Origin of the sequence: Nocardiopsis rhodophaea, assembly GCF_039530945.1 — a bacterium.
GTDB lineage: Bacteria > Actinomycetota > Actinomycetes > Streptosporangiales > Streptosporangiaceae > Nocardiopsis_C > Nocardiopsis_C rhodophaea.
This window is the reverse complement of the sequence record NZ_BAAAPC010000017.1, coordinates 58,466-74,705: the sequence shown is the minus strand read 5'-3', so window position 1 is coordinate 74,705 and position 16,240 is coordinate 58,466. Positions and strand designations below refer to the sequence as shown.

General features: G+C 69.8%; 13 protein-coding genes and 1 pseudogene. 3 read left to right on the top strand and 11 right to left on the bottom strand.

Annotated features, from left to right (window positions below):
* The first annotated feature begins 23 nt into the window (after positions 1–23).
* Positions 24–416, top strand: coding sequence for a cupin domain-containing protein (locus ABD259_RS18680; protein ID WP_344106005.1), 393 nt, complete (start codon positions 24–26; stop codon positions 414–416).
* A gap of 361 nt (positions 417–777) precedes the next feature.
* Here ABD259_RS18680 and ABD259_RS18675 read toward each other — a convergent pair whose 3' ends face one another.
* The 7 genes from ABD259_RS18675 to ABD259_RS18645 form a co-directional block, all read right to left on the bottom strand.
* Complete coding sequence (locus ABD259_RS18675) at positions 778–2,025, bottom strand: MFS transporter (RefSeq protein ID WP_344106007.1); 1,248 nt, start codon at positions 2,023–2,025, stop codon at positions 778–780.
* A gap of 1,007 nt (positions 2,026–3,032) precedes the next feature.
* Positions 3,033–4,118 (bottom strand): serine hydrolase domain-containing protein, encoded by a 1,086-nt coding sequence (locus ABD259_RS18670; RefSeq protein WP_344106009.1) that lies wholly within the window; start codon positions 4,116–4,118, stop codon positions 3,033–3,035.
* A complete protein-coding gene (locus tag ABD259_RS18665; RefSeq protein WP_344106011.1) occupies positions 4,115–5,047 on the bottom strand; it encodes a DUF6895 family protein in 933 nt (310 codons plus the stop codon). Before ABD259_RS18665 ends, ABD259_RS18670 begins: the two co-directional genes overlap by 4 nt.
* On the bottom strand, positions 5,047–5,778 hold the full coding sequence (locus ABD259_RS18660; protein WP_344106013.1) for a hypothetical protein: 732 nt from the start codon (positions 5,776–5,778) through the stop codon (positions 5,047–5,049). The genes ABD259_RS18665 and ABD259_RS18660 overlap by 1 nt, the downstream gene beginning before the upstream one ends.
* A gap of 11 nt (positions 5,779–5,789) precedes the next feature.
* On the bottom strand, positions 5,790–6,059 hold the full coding sequence (locus ABD259_RS18655; RefSeq protein WP_344106015.1) for a hypothetical protein: 270 nt from the start codon (positions 6,057–6,059) through the stop codon (positions 5,790–5,792).
* Between the two features lie 450 nt (positions 6,060–6,509).
* Complete coding sequence (locus ABD259_RS18650) at positions 6,510–8,084, bottom strand: BCCT family transporter (protein WP_344106017.1); 1,575 nt, start codon at positions 8,082–8,084, stop codon at positions 6,510–6,512.
* A gap of 469 nt (positions 8,085–8,553) precedes the next feature.
* Complete coding sequence (locus tag ABD259_RS18645) at positions 8,554–9,468, bottom strand: sugar-binding transcriptional regulator (protein WP_344164298.1); 915 nt, start codon at positions 9,466–9,468, stop codon at positions 8,554–8,556.
* 224 nt (positions 9,469–9,692) lie between these two features.
* On the opposite strand from ABD259_RS18645, the pseudogene ABD259_RS18640 reads away from it, so the two are divergent.
* A pseudogene (locus tag ABD259_RS18640) lies at positions 9,693–10,553 on the top strand (alcohol dehydrogenase catalytic domain-containing protein); the annotation flags it as partial.
* 122 nt (positions 10,554–10,675) lie between these two features.
* Here the strand turns inward: ABD259_RS18640 and ABD259_RS18635 are convergent.
* From ABD259_RS18635 to ABD259_RS18625, 3 genes are all read right to left on the bottom strand, one after another.
* Positions 10,676–11,056 (bottom strand): hypothetical protein, encoded by a 381-nt coding sequence (locus tag ABD259_RS18635; RefSeq protein ID WP_344164209.1) that lies wholly within the window; start codon positions 11,054–11,056, stop codon positions 10,676–10,678.
* A 583-nt stretch (positions 11,057–11,639) separates the two neighbouring features.
* Positions 11,640–12,980, bottom strand: coding sequence for an NAD(P)-binding domain-containing protein (locus ABD259_RS18630; RefSeq protein WP_344164206.1), 1,341 nt, complete (start codon positions 12,978–12,980; stop codon positions 11,640–11,642).
* Between the two features lie 411 nt (positions 12,981–13,391).
* The gene (locus ABD259_RS18625) at positions 13,392–13,958 is read right to left on the bottom strand and encodes a YdeI/OmpD-associated family protein (protein WP_344164203.1); all 567 of its coding nucleotides are present in this window, start codon (positions 13,956–13,958) and stop codon (positions 13,392–13,394) included.
* 194 nt (positions 13,959–14,152) lie between these two features.
* Between ABD259_RS18625 and ABD259_RS18620 the strand changes: the two genes are divergently transcribed.
* Positions 14,153–15,019 (top strand): helix-turn-helix domain-containing GNAT family N-acetyltransferase, encoded by an 867-nt coding sequence (locus ABD259_RS18620; RefSeq protein ID WP_344164200.1) that lies wholly within the window; start codon positions 14,153–14,155, stop codon positions 15,017–15,019.
* A gap of 120 nt (positions 15,020–15,139) precedes the next feature.
* Here ABD259_RS18620 and ABD259_RS18615 read toward each other — a convergent pair whose 3' ends face one another.
* The gene (locus ABD259_RS18615) at positions 15,140–16,108 is read right to left on the bottom strand and encodes a cation diffusion facilitator family transporter (RefSeq protein WP_344164197.1); all 969 of its coding nucleotides are present in this window, start codon (positions 16,106–16,108) and stop codon (positions 15,140–15,142) included.
* Positions 16,109–16,240: the final 132 nt, after the last annotated feature.

Below are 16,240 nucleotides of genomic sequence, written 5' to 3'. Positions count from 1 at the left end.
GCCAACGATGCAAGGGGCAGAACATGGCACCACTCATCCGACGAACGCAGAACACGGAAGCGGGCGGCCCGGTCTCGATCACTCAGGCCGCCGCGGCCCTGCCCGGCCCCTGGCAGCCGCGGGAACTCGCCCTGGTCAACGACTCCGCGGTGCGCATCGCCCGCTTGGCGGGCGAGTTCCCCTGGCACCACCACGACGAGGACGAGCTCTTCCTCTGCTGGGACGGGACGTTCCGCCTCGACCTGGAAGGGCGGGAGCCGGTGGTCCTCACCCCCGGGGACATCTTCGTGGTGCAGCGGGGCCTGCGGCACCGCCCCGTCGCCGACCGACCGGCGCACGCCCTTCTGGTGGAGCGGCCCGAGACCAAGCAGTACGGAAACGAGGCCCTCGCGGGGTGTGTTTCCCCCGTCCAGTGATTGAGGACCAGGCGGGGCCGTCACCAGGAGCCCAGGAAGAACGGGTGTGCCCGGCCCTGCGCTTCCTCATCGCCGCTGGCTCTCGCGCGCACGTGGGCCACTCAGCGCGACAGCGCCTCCCGCGGTGCGGGTCGGGCTACCGCACCAGTGGCGGTGGGGTCGGGGCAGGGCTACCGGTGCGACCGGCAGCGAGGGCGCGAGGCCGGCGAATTCCGGCCCGGTCATCCCAGGGGCGGCATGATCACCGCACCCCAACCTCATAGCACCCGAATGACCACGTCATGGCATCGCGATCGCTCTGGCCTGAGCGACCAAGGGGGAGCCTCCCTTGAAGGCGCTCGGTCACGGTATCGACGGCGTCCTACCCCAGCCGCTGCTGTGCGCTGTCCCGCAGAACGTGGGCCGGTACCCGACGTTCCAGAACCAGGACTCCGGCGACGGTCGCGCCGTTGGCAACACCCAGGGCCAGCCAGGGTGCGGCTCGATCGGCCTCGTAGAGGGCACCGAAGAAGGCCGGCGCGGCGATCGAGGCGATCGTGAAGGAGTACTGGAAGACGGCGAGGTAGCGGCCCCGCGCCTGGATGGGGGCCATACTCGCGGCCAGACCGTTGGACACCGGAGCGTGCGTCAGCTCGGCCGCGGTGAAGAGGAGGGTCGCGACCAGCAGGACCGGTATCACCCACTCCAGCTGTCCGGGCACGAGGGTGCTCATGAGCGCACACCAGCCAGACCACAGCACCGCCGCTCCCACAAGACCCCGGGTTCTGCGGCGACCAGCCAGGCGACGCGCGACCGGCGCGGAGAGGAGGGCGATGAGGATGGCGTTGCCCGCGAGGATCGACGCCGTCAGCCAGGACGGTCCCTCGATTCCACTCAACACCACGGTGGGGAGAGCGAGTCCGAGCATCAGGCTTGACAACGCGTAGACGGTGTTGAGGCAGATCAGCCCGAGGAAGGGCCGATCGCGCACCAGCGCCGAGTAACCGGGGCCGGATGTGGTTGATGGGCGGTGGCGGGGCCGACCGGTGCGGACGAACGCGCCGATCAATACGGCCGCGAGGGCGAAGCACACGGCCGCGCCATAGGCGACGGCGCGATAGGAGGCCTCGCGCCCGTCGGCGATGACCACACCGGTCAGCAGGCCGCCCGCCGCGAGCCCGGCGGTTCGTGCCCCGTTGCTGATCGCGTACCAGGTGTCCGTCCCGCGCTGCGAGGTGCTGTTGTCGGCGTAATCCGCGACCGCGGTGAAGATGGCCGACCAGAAGAAGCGGACACCGGACGCGACCAGGCTCGCGGCGAGGAAGATCCCGACGGGCCCGGCCACCCAGGCATAGGCGAGAAACCCGACCGCCTGCATCAACTGGGCCGCGACCACGACGGGGAGAGCACCGACCCGATCGGCGATGGCGCCCGCCCAGATGGGGATGGGAAGCGTGATGGCGTTCGCGACACTCAGCAGCACACCGAGGAGCGCCAGCGGGACGGGGGTGAGTTCGGTGAAGTAGACCAGCGACAGCGGTAGGAACAGTCCCTGGCCGAGCGAGTCGGTCGCGAGCGCCGCGACCAGCACCGCGCCGCCCCGGGCGGCTCTCCCGGCACTGGTGCTCACAGGTGAGCGCTCCCCTCGGCCGTCCGGCTGACCGCAATGGAGGCGCCGGAAGTGTCAGACGGGAGCCGCGCCGGTGGGCGTGTCGGCCTCGTTCCGCGTGTTCTGCCCGACCGCGACGACACTGCCCCGCGCGGGGGACGCTTGAACGCGACGCGGTAGTTCAGGCTGCCGAAATGCCTCCCGCGGTAGATGGAACGCTCACACACGCCCACCAGTATGGCGGCACCCGGCCCGAGGGGAGCCGGGTTGGGGGCAGCTGTCGGTTGACGGCAACGCCTCCGTAGTAATCCGTCCGACCTCCGGCACGGGGCAGAGGAGGAACCAGGCGGCCTCCGGGCTACGGCCAAACGGAAGCGCTTGTTCGATCTGCCCCTTCACCTGAACTCCACCGGCACATATTTCGCTCGTTCGCCTGCGAGCACCAGGAACACTGAGTCAGAATACCATCGTGTCCCACGATTACACCAGATTTCCCACATACGCACACTTCGCTCTTCGAGGAATACGCTGGACGACAGTGACGGCGGCGGCCTCAGCGATGGCAATCGCATTCCCCCGCGGCCCGGGCCGCTGCGAACACGAAGCAGCTGACATGCGGACTCGGAAGGAATGAGGGGCCCCTCAACCTGTATGTCCACCCCCCATTAACTCCAAATTCCGTCGGACCGACACTCGAATTCAATGCCCTGGGGAATGCACAAGACCATGACACTCCGACCCCTCCCGCTCTTCCCGCCCCAGAACCTCATGAACTGCCATTCGACATCGACATACGACTCTCGCCGCATTCCAAACAGAGGGATGTAGGCAGCACCGACGCCCAAGCGCGCCACATGGAAGACATGCGGTCTGCCGCAGATCGGGCAGGGATAACTACCATCCACGCCACGGCATCCGGACAAAGCGGAAGACACTATACGATTTCTGACCTCCCGCGTTCCGACGAGGTGCAATCGGACGCCCCCGCCATGGCTCAGCGGTGGCGCGGGTGGAGAGCAGGCGCTGTATTAGCGGGGGCTGTAGCCGTCCGGGAAGAGCACGGCGTGGAAGAGGCGTCGGGCGGTGCGGACGGTGGGTTGTCGCGAGGTGGGCGTGGCGTTGGCGAGCACGGCCACGGCGGCGTCGGCGCTCGGGCTGAACCCGATGAACGCCGTGAAGCCGCCGGTGCCGCCCGTGTGCCACAAGAGGGTCTGTTCGCCGATGACGCGGTGGTTCCACACGAGGCACATGCTGGTCCCGGCAGCACCGGCGCGCCCCGCCATGGGGCGGTGTGGGACGCGGACCGCCCGCAGGGCGTCGGCGAGGGGCGGCTTGATCATCTCTGGGCGCAGGTGGGCGCGGAGATAGATCAGCAGGTCGTTGGCGGTGGAACGGGCGGCGCCCGCACCGGCGAGTGCGTCGAAGTGCCAGGGGCTGACCGGCCGCCCACGGCGGTGGCCCGTGGCCGAGCGTGTCGCCGCGGCGATCGCGGGTGGCGCACCGCTGTCGTCCATCCCCAGGCGACCCGTGATGCGCTCAGCGAGCAGCTCGGGGTAGCTGGTCCCGGCGGCGTCGGCAAGGAGCTGGCCCAGCAGGCCGATTCCGAACGTGGAGTAGCGCGGCGGGGGCGGCGCGGCGGGCAGGGGCCGGACCCGCGCGGTGGCGCGGTGGAGGTCGTCGCGCGAGTAGCGGGCATAGGGATCGGAGAGCCAGTGGGTGACCGCCCCCGGGAACAGGTTCCGCGGCAAGCGCGACAGTCCGGCGGTGTGCGTGGCCAGGTTGAGCAGGGTGATCGGGCGCTCGCCGCGGCGCGGGCGGGCGTAGGGCGGCAGATAGGTGTCGATCGGGTCGTTGTAGTCGACATCCCCGTTGGCGACCATCTCGGCCAGGAGCAGGGCGGTGAAGGTCTTGGTGACGGACCCCGTCTCGAAGGTCGTGTAGGGGTCGACCAGGTCCGGCAGCCCGCGCCGCTGGAAGCCGACGGCCCGTACCGCCTCCTGTTGCCCACGGATCGCGGCGACCGCGACGGCGGGCACGCGTTTCTCAGCTAAGAGGGGGCGCATGTGGGTGTCGAGCAGGGTGGACAGGCGCTGGGTCTGGGCGGATGTCGTCACGCCGCACCTCCTGGGACTGCCGCACTGGCACCGAGCGCACGCGACACCGTCATCGTCGCGGCGATGACGGCGACGATCGTCGGATGGTGATGGTTGCGGAAGGCGCGCTGGAGGTCGCTCGGTGGACGGGTGACGCCGTTCGGGATCATGCCGTCGTCCCGCTGCGCCTGGGCCAGGTGGGCCCACACATGCGGGAAGAAGAGCGGACGCCGCAGGCAGGTGCCGACGATGAGGAATTCACCGAGCAGATCCCAGAACGAAGCTGCGTCGAATACTTCCACCCACACCGGTAGCCACTGGTGAAGGTAGTCCTCCAGTTCCTGCGGCAGCCCCTCGGGGTCGGCACCCCAGTCGGTGAGGTGGACGACGGTGTGGGTGACGCCGTAGGCGTTGTTGGCGTCCAGCATCCATGGCTCGGGGGTCCCGCCGAGCCAGGTGCGAGCGGTGAGCTCAACGGGGTCGTCGTACTGCGGGAGCCCGGTTCTTCGGGCAGCGGCGAGTACCGCTAACCGGCGGTTGGGTAGCTGTTCAGGCACACGTGCGGCGCGCAGCCCTGCCAGATGGGTGGCCAGTTCTTCCAGCTCGGGGTGCTGGTAGCCGCCAGCCGCGAAGACAGAGTAGATCTCCAGCGGGTGGGTCGCGGCCGGGGAGTGCTGCTGCATCCGGAAGAGGAGGTCGCCTTCGCGGAACTCGCGCCAGGCGAAATCGAAAAGGGCATCGGCGACACCCGAACTGCGCGGGCCGAAGACCGCCTCGCGCCGGACGAGTCCGGCGGCCAGCGCGAGCTCGCTCAGCGACTTCAGCGCGTCGCCGTCGATCTCGTGGTCGGGCACGTCCCGGTCCAGCGCGAAACAGGAGCGGACCTGGTCGAGCCAGTCCAGGGCACTGTCACCGACCCGGTGGGCGGATCCGATGGTTGCGGCATCCATCAGCGCTTCGGTTCCTTGAGGAGGTGAGCGATCGTCAGTTCCAGTGCCGTGCGGGGCTCACCCGTGGCGAGCATCGCCATGTACTCCAACGCGGGCGTGAGGAGCGGTTCCGGCGCGGTGCTGTGGTCCAACGCCAGCCAGCGGGCCAGACGCGCGGCGGTGAGGTGATCACGGCGCAGCATCGAGCGCACCATGCCCCGACTGAGGTCGGCCCGTCGGCGTCCGGCCTCGGTGCGGGTGGTGCCGACGAGCCCGGGCAGTGCGAGCGAGGAGAGCCGCGCGTAGGCGACCGACCAGGCGGGCCAGCGCTCGTCGATGCTGGCCGCGATCCCCTCTCCCGAGTCGCTGTCGACGGCGGCGGCGGGCGACAGCCCCTCCCACGTCGTGGCGTCGACGGCGAAGCGCGCCAGCACGCGCCGCAGGGCCCAGTCGCGCGCGGCCCACACGAGATCGGGGGTGGACGCGACCGGCGGCGCGGGGTAGGACCGCGCCGCCTCCCGGATCACGGCGATGTCATCGTCCCCGGGAACCCGGTCGGACAGGACGTAGGGGGCGAGGATGTCGGCGCCGAGAACACGGACCGCCCCCAGGCCCGTGCCGCAGTCGTCCAAGTCGGCCACGCGACGCTCCAGGGTGAAGGCGCGTCCGGGGGCCGCCAGGGCGCTGGCCACATCGGCGGCCAGGACCTGGGTGGCGTCCTCGATTCGGGCCGAGGGCGGTGACGTCAGCATCGCGCGGGTCGTCAGAAGGCCCGGGCGCAGGCGAGGTTCTGCACCACACCGCCGTGGGCATCCTCGATCGGCTCGCCGCCGTCGGGGTTGGCCGAGAGCAGAAGAAGCGGGCCGAATTGTGTTCCAGCGCGCGGTGCGGCGCTCGCGGGAACCTCGGCGGTTTCACCGGCGTGCACCAGTGTCTGCACCGCCCGTCGGTTCTCTGCGGTGGCCTCCGTGTCACCGTGCGGTGGGGACGTGTACATGGCCATACTGATCACCCCGTGTGGATTGGAACTCATCAGACCGCGCCTAGAATGGCGGCGGCTGATCGGCGACCACAAGTGCCCGTCATTCCCAATATCGCGTTCCGGTTGACGCGTAATTCACTCCCCTGGCACACCCGTCATTCCGTGTCCACGCACGTCGGGCAGGGAGTCGCTGATTCTTCGCCAGTGCAGAATGCAGCGAAACATATCCGACAAAATCGCCCGATCACCCACCCACTCCTCCCGAGGCTGCACCCGGCCAAAGATCTTCCTTTTCGGTCATCGGGAATGGCGGCGGTTGGTATCTCACCGCGCCCCTGACCGGGGCGCCCAGCGTCCAGGAGAACGGGACTGAGGTATCGACTCACAAGGTGAGCCCGCGGTAGCGGATCAGCCGTCCAAGCGATGGCGGCGAAGCCCGGGAAGCGGGCCGCCTCGCGCTCGTGGCGGCGGGCGCGGCTGGCCGCGCCCGCCCCGTCAGGCTCAGCTCCCGGCGGTGACCGGCTCGGCCTCCGCCTGCTTCGCTTCCTCCCGCGGCGACGGACCGGTCCCCTCCGCGGCGTCAGCGGACCGGCGCGGTCCGGTGATGCCCTGCTCGGCCGCCATCTCCATGACCACGCGCGGGCCGGTCCACAGGGTCGGCAGCAGGATGAAGCCGACGGGGACGGCGGCGACCACGATGAACGACTGAAGCGCGTCGACTCCCCCGTCTCCGACACCCAGCAGCGCCGCTCCCGCCAGTCCCATGCCGAGGCACCAGAACAGGCGGACCCACGCCGTGGGTTCGCCGTGGTGCATGCTCGACGCCGAGATGGTGTAGGACATGGTGTCAATCGTGGAGGCTAGGAACACCAGCGACACGATCACCGTGATCACACCGAGCACGGCGGTGAAGGGCAGCGCCTGGATCATGGACATCGCCGCGGCGGGGAGCCCGTGCTCGGCGTAGGAGTCCGAAATGACGCCGGGGCGCTGAATTTCGAGATAGAGGCCCGTGCCTCCGAGCGCGCTGAACCACATGTTGGTGACGACGGCGGGGAGGACGGTCGCGCCGAGGAAGATGTCGCGCACAGTGCGGCCGCGGGAGATGCGGGCGATGAAGATCGCCATCATGGGCGCGTAGCCGAGGAACCAGCCGAAGAAGAACACGGTCCAGTAGGCGAGCCACTCGTCGTCGCCGCGGAACAGCGACATCGTGACGAACTCGCGGGCGTAGACCGCGCTCGCCTGGAGGTACGCATCGACGACGAACGCCCCCGATCCGAGGGCGACGATGGCCAGGATGAGGGCGACCGCCGCCCACACGTTGATCCGACTCAGCAGCTGGATTCCGCGCGCGATCCCGCTGAGCAGGGAGATCGCGGCGACGACGGTGATGCTGAGGATGATGCCCGCCTGGACGCCATAGCCGTCGGGAGTACCGAAGAGGATGCCCGACATGTAGGACACCTGCAGACCGAGGAAGCCGAGCGGTCCCACGGTGCCGGCGACGGTCGCCGCGACGCAGGCGATGTCGACCACCGTTCCGATCCAGTGCGTCCGAACCCGCTCGCCCATGAGCGGGTACAGGAGCGTCCGCGGACGCAGGGGCATACCCTGCTGAACGCCGCGCATCATGACCAGGGTGGCGAGCGACCCGCCGATGGCCCAGGACCCGAAACCCCAGTGCGTGAAGCTCTGGGCGAGCGCCACGGCGACGCCGGCCATGGGCCCGTCGACGGAGTCGGCGTACTGCGGCGGGGTCTCGGTGTAGTGGGCGATCGGCTCCGCCGCGGCCCAGAACACGCCGCCGGCCGCGAGGAGCGTCGTGAGCACCATGGCGACCCACCGGAAGCGGCTGAACTCGGGCGTAGCGGTTCCTCCCATGCGCACCCGGCCGTAGCGGGAGAAAGCGACCACGGCGGCGACCGCGAAGGTGGCCAGCAGGAGCACCTGCCAGTAGGCGCCGAACCAGTCGGCTGACCAGGTGAACGCGGCGTCCACGGCCGCCCCGGCGGTGCCGGGCGCGATGAGGGCCGCGCCGACGAAGGCGGCCAGCAGACCGCCGCTGACAGCCATGACCCAGACGTCCGCCCGTCCCGTTCTGGCCAGGGGCGAACGCTGCTCGTTGATCGTGGGGATTGGAGGACACTCCTCGAAGTCCGTCCAGGGCCGGAATGACACATCGGCCCGTGGAGCCGGCACGCGGCCGGTAGCAGGCAAGGAAAGCGGAGCTTTCCGGCAAAACTCCGATATTACCCTCCGCTGTCCCTCCGACGCGGGTGGCGCGATTCATGCCCGCCCCGGCCGACCCGCTGACAAGGGGTTGCGCACCGATGTGCCGTATCCCACCCGGGTAGCGCGGTTCGACGCGTGTGCGGGCTGTGCCGTGCGAAGAACCTCGCGATCGCGGGTGCACGCCGGGACGTCTACCCGCCGCGCGTCTCCCGGGCAGGGAACTCGACGGGGGCCTCCCCGAAACATGGCGCATGCGAGGGGCCGCGGTTGGCGAGGTGTCCGGGGGAGCGCTGTCCCCCACTCAACCGGCCTACTCCGCCAACAGCACCCGGGCCACCGAGGCGTCGGTGACCAGGGAAGAGATGAGCCCGGTGCGCAGCATGATCCCAATGGCCCCGGCCTTTGCAGCGCCTCCGGCGACGGCGATGACCTCGGGAACGCGGCGCAGCTGCTCCGCGCGCACGCTGAGCACCCGGTCGTCGAGATCGGTGCGCACCTGCTTGCCCTTGGTGTTGAAGAGCTGGGCCGACATATCGGCGCGCACCCCCATCTCCGCGTAGCGGGCGCGCTCGTCGGGGCCGAGGGCCTGGTAGACGGTTGAGGTCTGCTCGTCCCAGCCGCCGATCGCCACTACGGCCTTGGTCAACCGCTCGAAGTGGGCGAACGCCGCGGCGATGCCGGGGTCGGCGCGCAGGGTGCGGGCGGTGGCGGCGTCGGGCAGGACGAGGGGCGCGTAGATCGGGTAGGCGGATCCGCCCGAGATGTGCGCGGCGCGGCGGACGGTCTCCACCGGGCCGGTGGCGTTGGGGTGGTCGGAAATGACGCCGTTGAGCTGCACGATGGTGCAGGGCGCCAACCGGTCCAGTTCGGCGCACATGATCTCCAGGGTGCGCCCGGAGGTCAGGCCGAGGACGTCGTCGGCGGTGACGATCTCGCTCAGCAGATCGGCGGCCACGGTGCCGATCTGGCGCCGCGTCTGAACGGGGTCACCGGATTCCGCAACGACGATGGCGTGGTGCAGGCCGAAGGCCTCACGCAGCCGGTCGGAGCGCTCGGCGTCGAGTTGGGCGGGCAGTCGGATGTCGATGCGCACGATCCCGCTGTCGCGGGCGGTCTCCAGCGCCCGCGCCACCTTGAACCGGCTGAGCCCGAACTCCTTGGCGATCTCCACCTTGGAGCGGCCGTCGAGGTAGAACCGCCGCGCGATCGCGGCGACCTGGACCAGCTCCGCCGGACCCCGCGCCGGGGCCGCGTCCGCGTTTCCTGGGGCGGACTCGCCACCCGGGGATGCTCGCCCCGTCGCTTCGCTCATGTGAGTCCAACCATGCTCATAGGTAAAGCATACATTGACATCGGATTTCACACGTGGTGTGAATGACGGTCAACATATGAGAACACCACCGCTCATCTGACGAGGCACGCATGTGAGCGGACAGCAAGGAGCGGCCCGTGCGCGAAGCCATCGTCGAGCGGCCCGGCTCAATCACTGCCCGGTAGCGGCCCGATCCGGTCCCCGGGTCCCAGGAGGCCGTGATCCGCGTCGGCGCCTGCGGCATCTGCGGCACCGGCCTGCACATCGCCGACGGCGAGTTCCCGCCCAACCCCGACCCGCTGGTCCCCGGGCACGAGTTCGCCGGTGAGATGGTCGCGGTGGGCGACGGCGCGCCCGGCGGGTTGCGCGTCGGCGACCGGGTGGCCGTCGATCCCTCCCTCTTCTGCGGATACTGCACGTTCTGCCGATCCGGCCGCGGCTACCTGTGCGCCAATCGGAGCGCCACGGGGGACACCGTGGACGGCGCGTTCGCCCAACACGCGGGCGTGCCCGCGGCCAACTGCTACCGCGCGCCCGAGGGGATGGACGAAGGGGAGGGTGCTCTCGTCGAGCCGTTGTCCTGCGTGGTCCACGGGGTGCGCCGCATCGGCGTGAGCGCGGGCGAAAGGTTCCTAGTCGTCGGCGTCGGGGCCATGGCCCTGTTGCTGCAGCAGCTGCTCCAGCAGAGCTGGGCCCGCGTCACCCTGGTCGACCGCGCCACCGAATGTCGGAGGATCGCCGCCGAACTCCGCGCGTACGCCACCGCCGCCGACGCCGACCTCCACGGCGAACGCTTCGACGCCGCCGTGGACGCCACCGGAGCCCCGCCCGCGATCGAGGCCGCGTTCGACGCGCTCCAGCGCGGCGGACGCCTGCTGATCTCCGGCGTCGCCACCGACGACGCCCGGATCAGCCTCTCGCCCTTGCGCGTCTACAACAACGAGATCACCGTCGCTGGCTCGATGGCCGTGCTGAACAGTGTCGGCGCGGCGGCCGATAGGCGCGGTGACGTACTCGCGACCCGACCACGTTCTGGGATGCGGGGAAGGCGAGCGGCCGCAGCGCGGCGCCCCCGTGCGTCCCATCGCGCGGCCGCCCGCCACATCTCCGACAAGCCCGATCAGCACTGCCTCAGACCAGGGGCGGGGTCACGGGGCGTGTAGATATCGACCGCGGGGACGTTGCCCCAGCCTCCCGTATCGGTCTTTGTCCAGTACCAGATGTTGTTCCCGCCGGAGTGGTGGTCGCCCGGGCCCCAGCAGGCGAACCAGCTGTACGTCGTGCGCAGCTCGCCTCGGACCGCCGAGCTGTAGGACCGGTGCGCGTACGCCTTGGCACGGTAGCGGTTGCCGCACCACAGCTTGCCGTCGCTCTTGACCCCGCAGAAGGCCTTTTGGGCAGGGGAAGCGGTTTCGGCCGACGCTGCGGGAGCCGAGGTGAGGGCGAGCCCAGCGGCGAACACCGCCGCGGCCAGGACCGCCGCTTTCTTCGTGGTTTTCATGTGGGGCCCTTTCGTGGTTGCGGGTGGAGAGCCAACCAGGCCTCTGGGAAGCACACACCACCCACGGAACAAAAAGAGGGCATGCACCGAGGAGCGTTTCAGGAGCGAGCGACCACGAGAAACATGGCCGCCACGGCCCCGATTTCGAGCTCGGGCATATCGCCATCCTCGCGCCCACGAAAACGACATGGCAACACTATTCGCCCACAGGCGAAACTTCTCAGAATGAGAGAATATTCAGCACTCTTAATACAGCGCGACAAACCGGACGAACGGGAATCAGACAAAGACGGTGCGTGTCCGACGCTAGCAGCCGACATGCCAGGTCAGGCCTGACATCCCAGCCGCCACCGGCACCCCGGGCTCTCCCCGCGAGGCGACCACAGCCACCTCTCCCGTATCCGCTCTCACGCGGTCCACGATTTTCCCGACCATCGCCGTGATCATTTCCGATATACCGAACCGGAGGACAATTGTGCTGGCCGGAGTCGCGGAAAAAAGATCCCACTTCCCTTCATTCGAGGGCAGCGGGATCATCTGCCGCTTCATTTCGCGAACGGGTGAGGCGCCGCCGACATCTCGATCACGTAAGGCCGGATGGCCCGCTCCGGCTCGGCTGGACCTGCTCGGGGGCGCCACAGCAGCCGACCTCCTCGGTGGCATCCGTGTCGTCGACGAGGCCCGAGCCGCCGCAGACCCCCGTCTCGGGCAGGGTCAGCTCCACCCGCGCGGCCGAAGCGTGGTCGCCCGCGATCTCGGCCGCGATGCTGCGCACCTGCTCGAAGCCGGTCAGTGCGAGGAACGTCGGGGCGCGGCCGTAGGACTTCATCCCCGCCAGGTAGAAGTTCGGTTCGGGGTGGGAGAGCTCCGCGGCACCATGCGGGTAGACCGTGCCGCAGGAGTGCACGTTGGGGTCGATGAGCGGTGCCAGCTTCTCCGGCGCCTGGAGCACGGGGTCCAGGAGGAGCCGGATCTCCGAGAGCCAGGACAGGTCGGGGCGGAATCCGGTCAGGGCCACCACCTCGTCGACCGGGTGGAGTTTTTGGCCGGTCGCGTCGACCAGCACGACGCGGGCGCCCTCGCGCCGGACGCTGGCGGTCCGGAATCCCGTTACGACCTCGACGCTTCCCGCGTCGACCGCCGCCTTCGCGCGCAGGCCCAGAGCGCCGCGCGCCGCCAGCTGGTCGGCCTCTCCGCCGCCGAACGCGTCGCCGATATCGCGGCGCAGGACCCAGACCGCCCGGGTGCCCGGCTCCGCCTCGGCCAGCTCGGCCAGTTCCACCAGTGCCGTCAGCGCCGAGTGCCCGCGCCCCACGACAGCGGTGCGGCGACCGGCGTAGCGCTGGCGGTTCTCGGCACTGCCGAGGTCGGGAACGCGCGAGGTCAGGCGGTCCGCAAGGTCGGCTTCCCGCTCCCCCGCAGCGGGAAGCCCGTCAGCGCCGAGCGGGTTGGGGGTCGTCCATGTGCCCGAGGCGTCGATGACGGCACGTGCGAGGAGGACGCCCTCGTCCCCCTGGGCGGTGCGTGTGTGCACGGTGAACGGCTGCTCCGCGCGGCCGGCGTCAACCACCCGGTCGCGGGCGCGCCGCCCTACCCCGACGACCTCCGTGTTGAGGCGGACCCGGTCGCCCAGGGCATCGGCAAGCGGGCTCAGGTACAGCCGCGCCCACTCCTCCCCTGTGGGGTGGGTCGCGTCGTCGGGGCGCTGCCATCCGGCGGCGGCGAGGAGCTTCTCGGCGGCCGGGTCGACCAGGTCGCGCCACATGGAGAACAGGCGCACATGGCCCCACTCGCGGACGGCCGCTCCGGCGGTCGCGCCCCTCTCCATGACCACGGCCGGGATGCCTCGCTGGTCCAGCTCGGCCGCAGCGGCCAGGCCGACCGGCCCGGCTCCGATCACCACAACAGGACGTCTGTCGTCCATGACACACTCTCTTCATCGATAGGCGTCGATTAAATCGAACTTTATCGATGACCATCGATGCAATCAACTATCGGCCGCGTCGGCGCAGGCCGCCACCGCACCTGGCGGACGCCGCGGCGTCCGCCAGGTGCGGTGCGTGACGCCTGACCAGAGGGGGCGCTGCGGCGCCGAACGCACCCCCGGCACCGCGGACACGCGTGGCGGCAACTCCATCGCGGAAAGTGGTCGCTCATGCCACGGCATCTGGCACGCCGAAGCCGACGTGGAACACCGATGCCGGTGTGCCCGGCGTCGCGGCCCGGGTGGACGGGCCATCGCTCAGCCGAAGGACGGGCCGGTCCCCCGCAGTCCGGGGTGCTGGCAAGCGTCAGGCGCCGCGATCAACCGCGCTGACCGCGTGGAAGCGCGCCCTCAGTAGATCTTCTCCCGGCGGTTCAGCATGTCCAGGTACTTCTGAAGTCGCCGCGCTCGGGTCTCCGGCTTCTTCGCGTCCTGGATGCGGTAGAGAATCGCATACCGGTTCTTGCTGTCCAGCTCGGCGAAGAACTCCTTGGCCGCGGGGTTCTCGTCCAGCGCGGCCTGCAGGTCGGCGGGAACCCGCATCGACTTCTGCGATTCGTAGGCCGCGTCCCAACGGCCGTCCGACTTGGCCAGTTCGACCTCCCGGAGGCCCGGCTCCCGCATGCGCCCCTGCGCGATCAGTGCCTCTGCCTTCCCACGGTTCACCTTCGACCACCTGCTGTTGGCGCGACGCGGGGTGAACCGGATCGACCAGTAGGTCGCATCGAGGGACTTACGCTGGCCGTCGATCCAGCCGAAACAGAGAGCCGCGTCGAGTGCCTCCCCATAGGAGACGGTGCGAACACCGGAATCCTTCTTGGCGATCCTCAGCCACACGCCGCTTTGTGCATCATGGTTCTTCTCAAGCCACTCTTCCCAGCCGTCCTGCGCGGCGAAGGTGATATCCGCCGTGGTCATCAGTCAACACCCGATTCTTCGATCCGGCACAGAGCGATCCTCATCATCGTCCCCGATCACGCGGATCGTACGTGGCGGACAGGACAGCGCCGCTCCGCGGGCGGCGTCAGCGGCTTCGTCCTTGGGACGTCGTGGCACCGCTAGCGGGGTTCGCGGGGCATAGCCGAGGCCGCCGGTCCGTTGATAATGAAGCTATGACCGTGACGACGCCCGCTCCCGATGCCCCGGCCCTCGATCCGGCCGACGCCGCGACCTATGCCTCCTGGTTCGCCTGCCTCGCCGAACCCACGCGCGTCCGGCTGCTGCACGCCATCGCCTCGCGCCCGGGGACCAGCGGCGTCGGCGAGCTGGCCGACGCCCTCGGCATCGGGCAGCCCACCATCTCGCACCACCTGCGCAAACTCGCCGACGTCGGCTTCGTCATCCTGGCCAAGGAGGGCACCTCCACGCGGGTCGCCATCAACGCCGCCTGCTGCTCAGGTCTGCCGCACGCGGCCGACGCGGTCATGGGGCTCCTGGCCGCGCGTCCCTGCTGCCCCACCGACCTGCCCGAGGATGTGTCGGTGCGGGCCATGGAGGAGACGGACTTCCCCGCTGTGCGCCGTATTTACGCTGACGGCATCGCCACAGGCGACGCTACCTTCGAGACCGAGGTCCCGGACGCCGCGGCGCTGGACGCGAAGTGGCTGTCGGGCCATCGCTGGGTGGCCGAGGTCGACGGCGAGGTGGTCGGCTGGGCCGCGGCCACCCGCGTGTCGGATCGGGCGGTGTACGCGGGAGTGGCGGAGACCTCCGTCTATGTCGGCGCGTCGGCGCGCGGCCGCGGCGTCGGCACGGCGCTCATCCACCGGCAGGTCACCGAAGCCGACCGGCAGGGGCTGTGGACCCTGCAGACCTCGATCTTCCCGGAGAACAAGGCCAGCCTCGCGCTTCACCATTCGGCCGGGTTCCGCACCCTGGGCGTGCGGGAGCGGATCGCCCGCCACCGTGGCCGGTGGCGCGACACCGTCCTGTTGGAACGGCGCCGCCCGGAGGACGAGGCGGGCGGGGATCGGGACTGAGGGCCTTCGCGCCGCCGGTGGGTTCCCGTCCGTCGGCCCGGTCGGCGATCCGGGTGGACGACAGCTGCCGCTCCGAGCGTTAGACGGTAGGTGCGGCAGCTGAGCGGTACCGGGGCGGAGTCAGCGCGGCGCGGCCTGGCCTTCCGCTTCGGGCGGCTGCGTGCCCGCTGGCTGCTCTCGACGCATGATGTCCGGTTCGAGGTAGATCATGCACGCGATGGGAACCGCGGTGCGGACACGTTCCTCGGCGCTGTCGATGGTCCGCGCCACTTCGCGCGCGTCATCGGTCGCGTCGACGGCGATCTTGGCTGCGACGAGCAGCTCCTCCGGCCCCAGGTGCATGGTGCGGAGGTGGATCACGCTCTCAACGGCCGCGGTCTCCACGATGGCGCGCTCGATTGACCGCACGTGCTCGCGGGTGGCGGATTCGCCCAGCAGCAGGCTCTTCATCTCCACCGCGAGGACGGCCGCGATCGCGACCAGCAGAAGGCCGATGGCCGCGGTGCCCAGGCCGTCCCAGATGCCGTCACCGGTGAGCAGGGTCAGCCCCACACCCGCCAGGGCGAACACCAGGCCGACGAGAGCGCCGGCGTCCTCCAACAGGATGACCGGCAGTTCCGGTGACTTCGACCGCCGGATGAACGTGAACCATCCGGTGCCGCCGCGCACCGCGTTCGACTCCTTGATCGCGGTGCGCATCGCCGACGACTCCAGCATGATGGCCACCACCAGAACCGCCACCGGCACCCACCGCCACGCGGTGATCGGATGCGGGTCGCTGATCTTGTGCCACGCCTCGTACAGAGCGAACAGGCCGCCCAGCGTGAAGAGCACGATCGACACGATGAACGCGTAGATGTAGCGCTCCCGGCCGTAGCCGAACGGGTGCTCGGGCGTGGCCTTGCGCCGGGCGCGCTTCCCGCCGACCAGCAGCAGCACCTGGTTGCCTGAATCGGCCACCGAGTGGATGGCCTCGGCGAGCATCGCCGAGGATCCTGTCAGGGCCGCTGCCGCGAACTTCGTCACCGCGATCCCGAGATTCGCCGCCAACGCGACGACAACCGCTTTGGTACTTCCCTCAGCACTCACCGACAGTCATCACCTCTCGCCTCGACCGGTGTCCCCCGCACCCGGATGTGGTCCGTTGCCACGGACATCGTTGCGGGATAGGCGTGTAACCACCAACTCGGTTATGGCGCCGCGGCCAAAGCGCAGGTACTC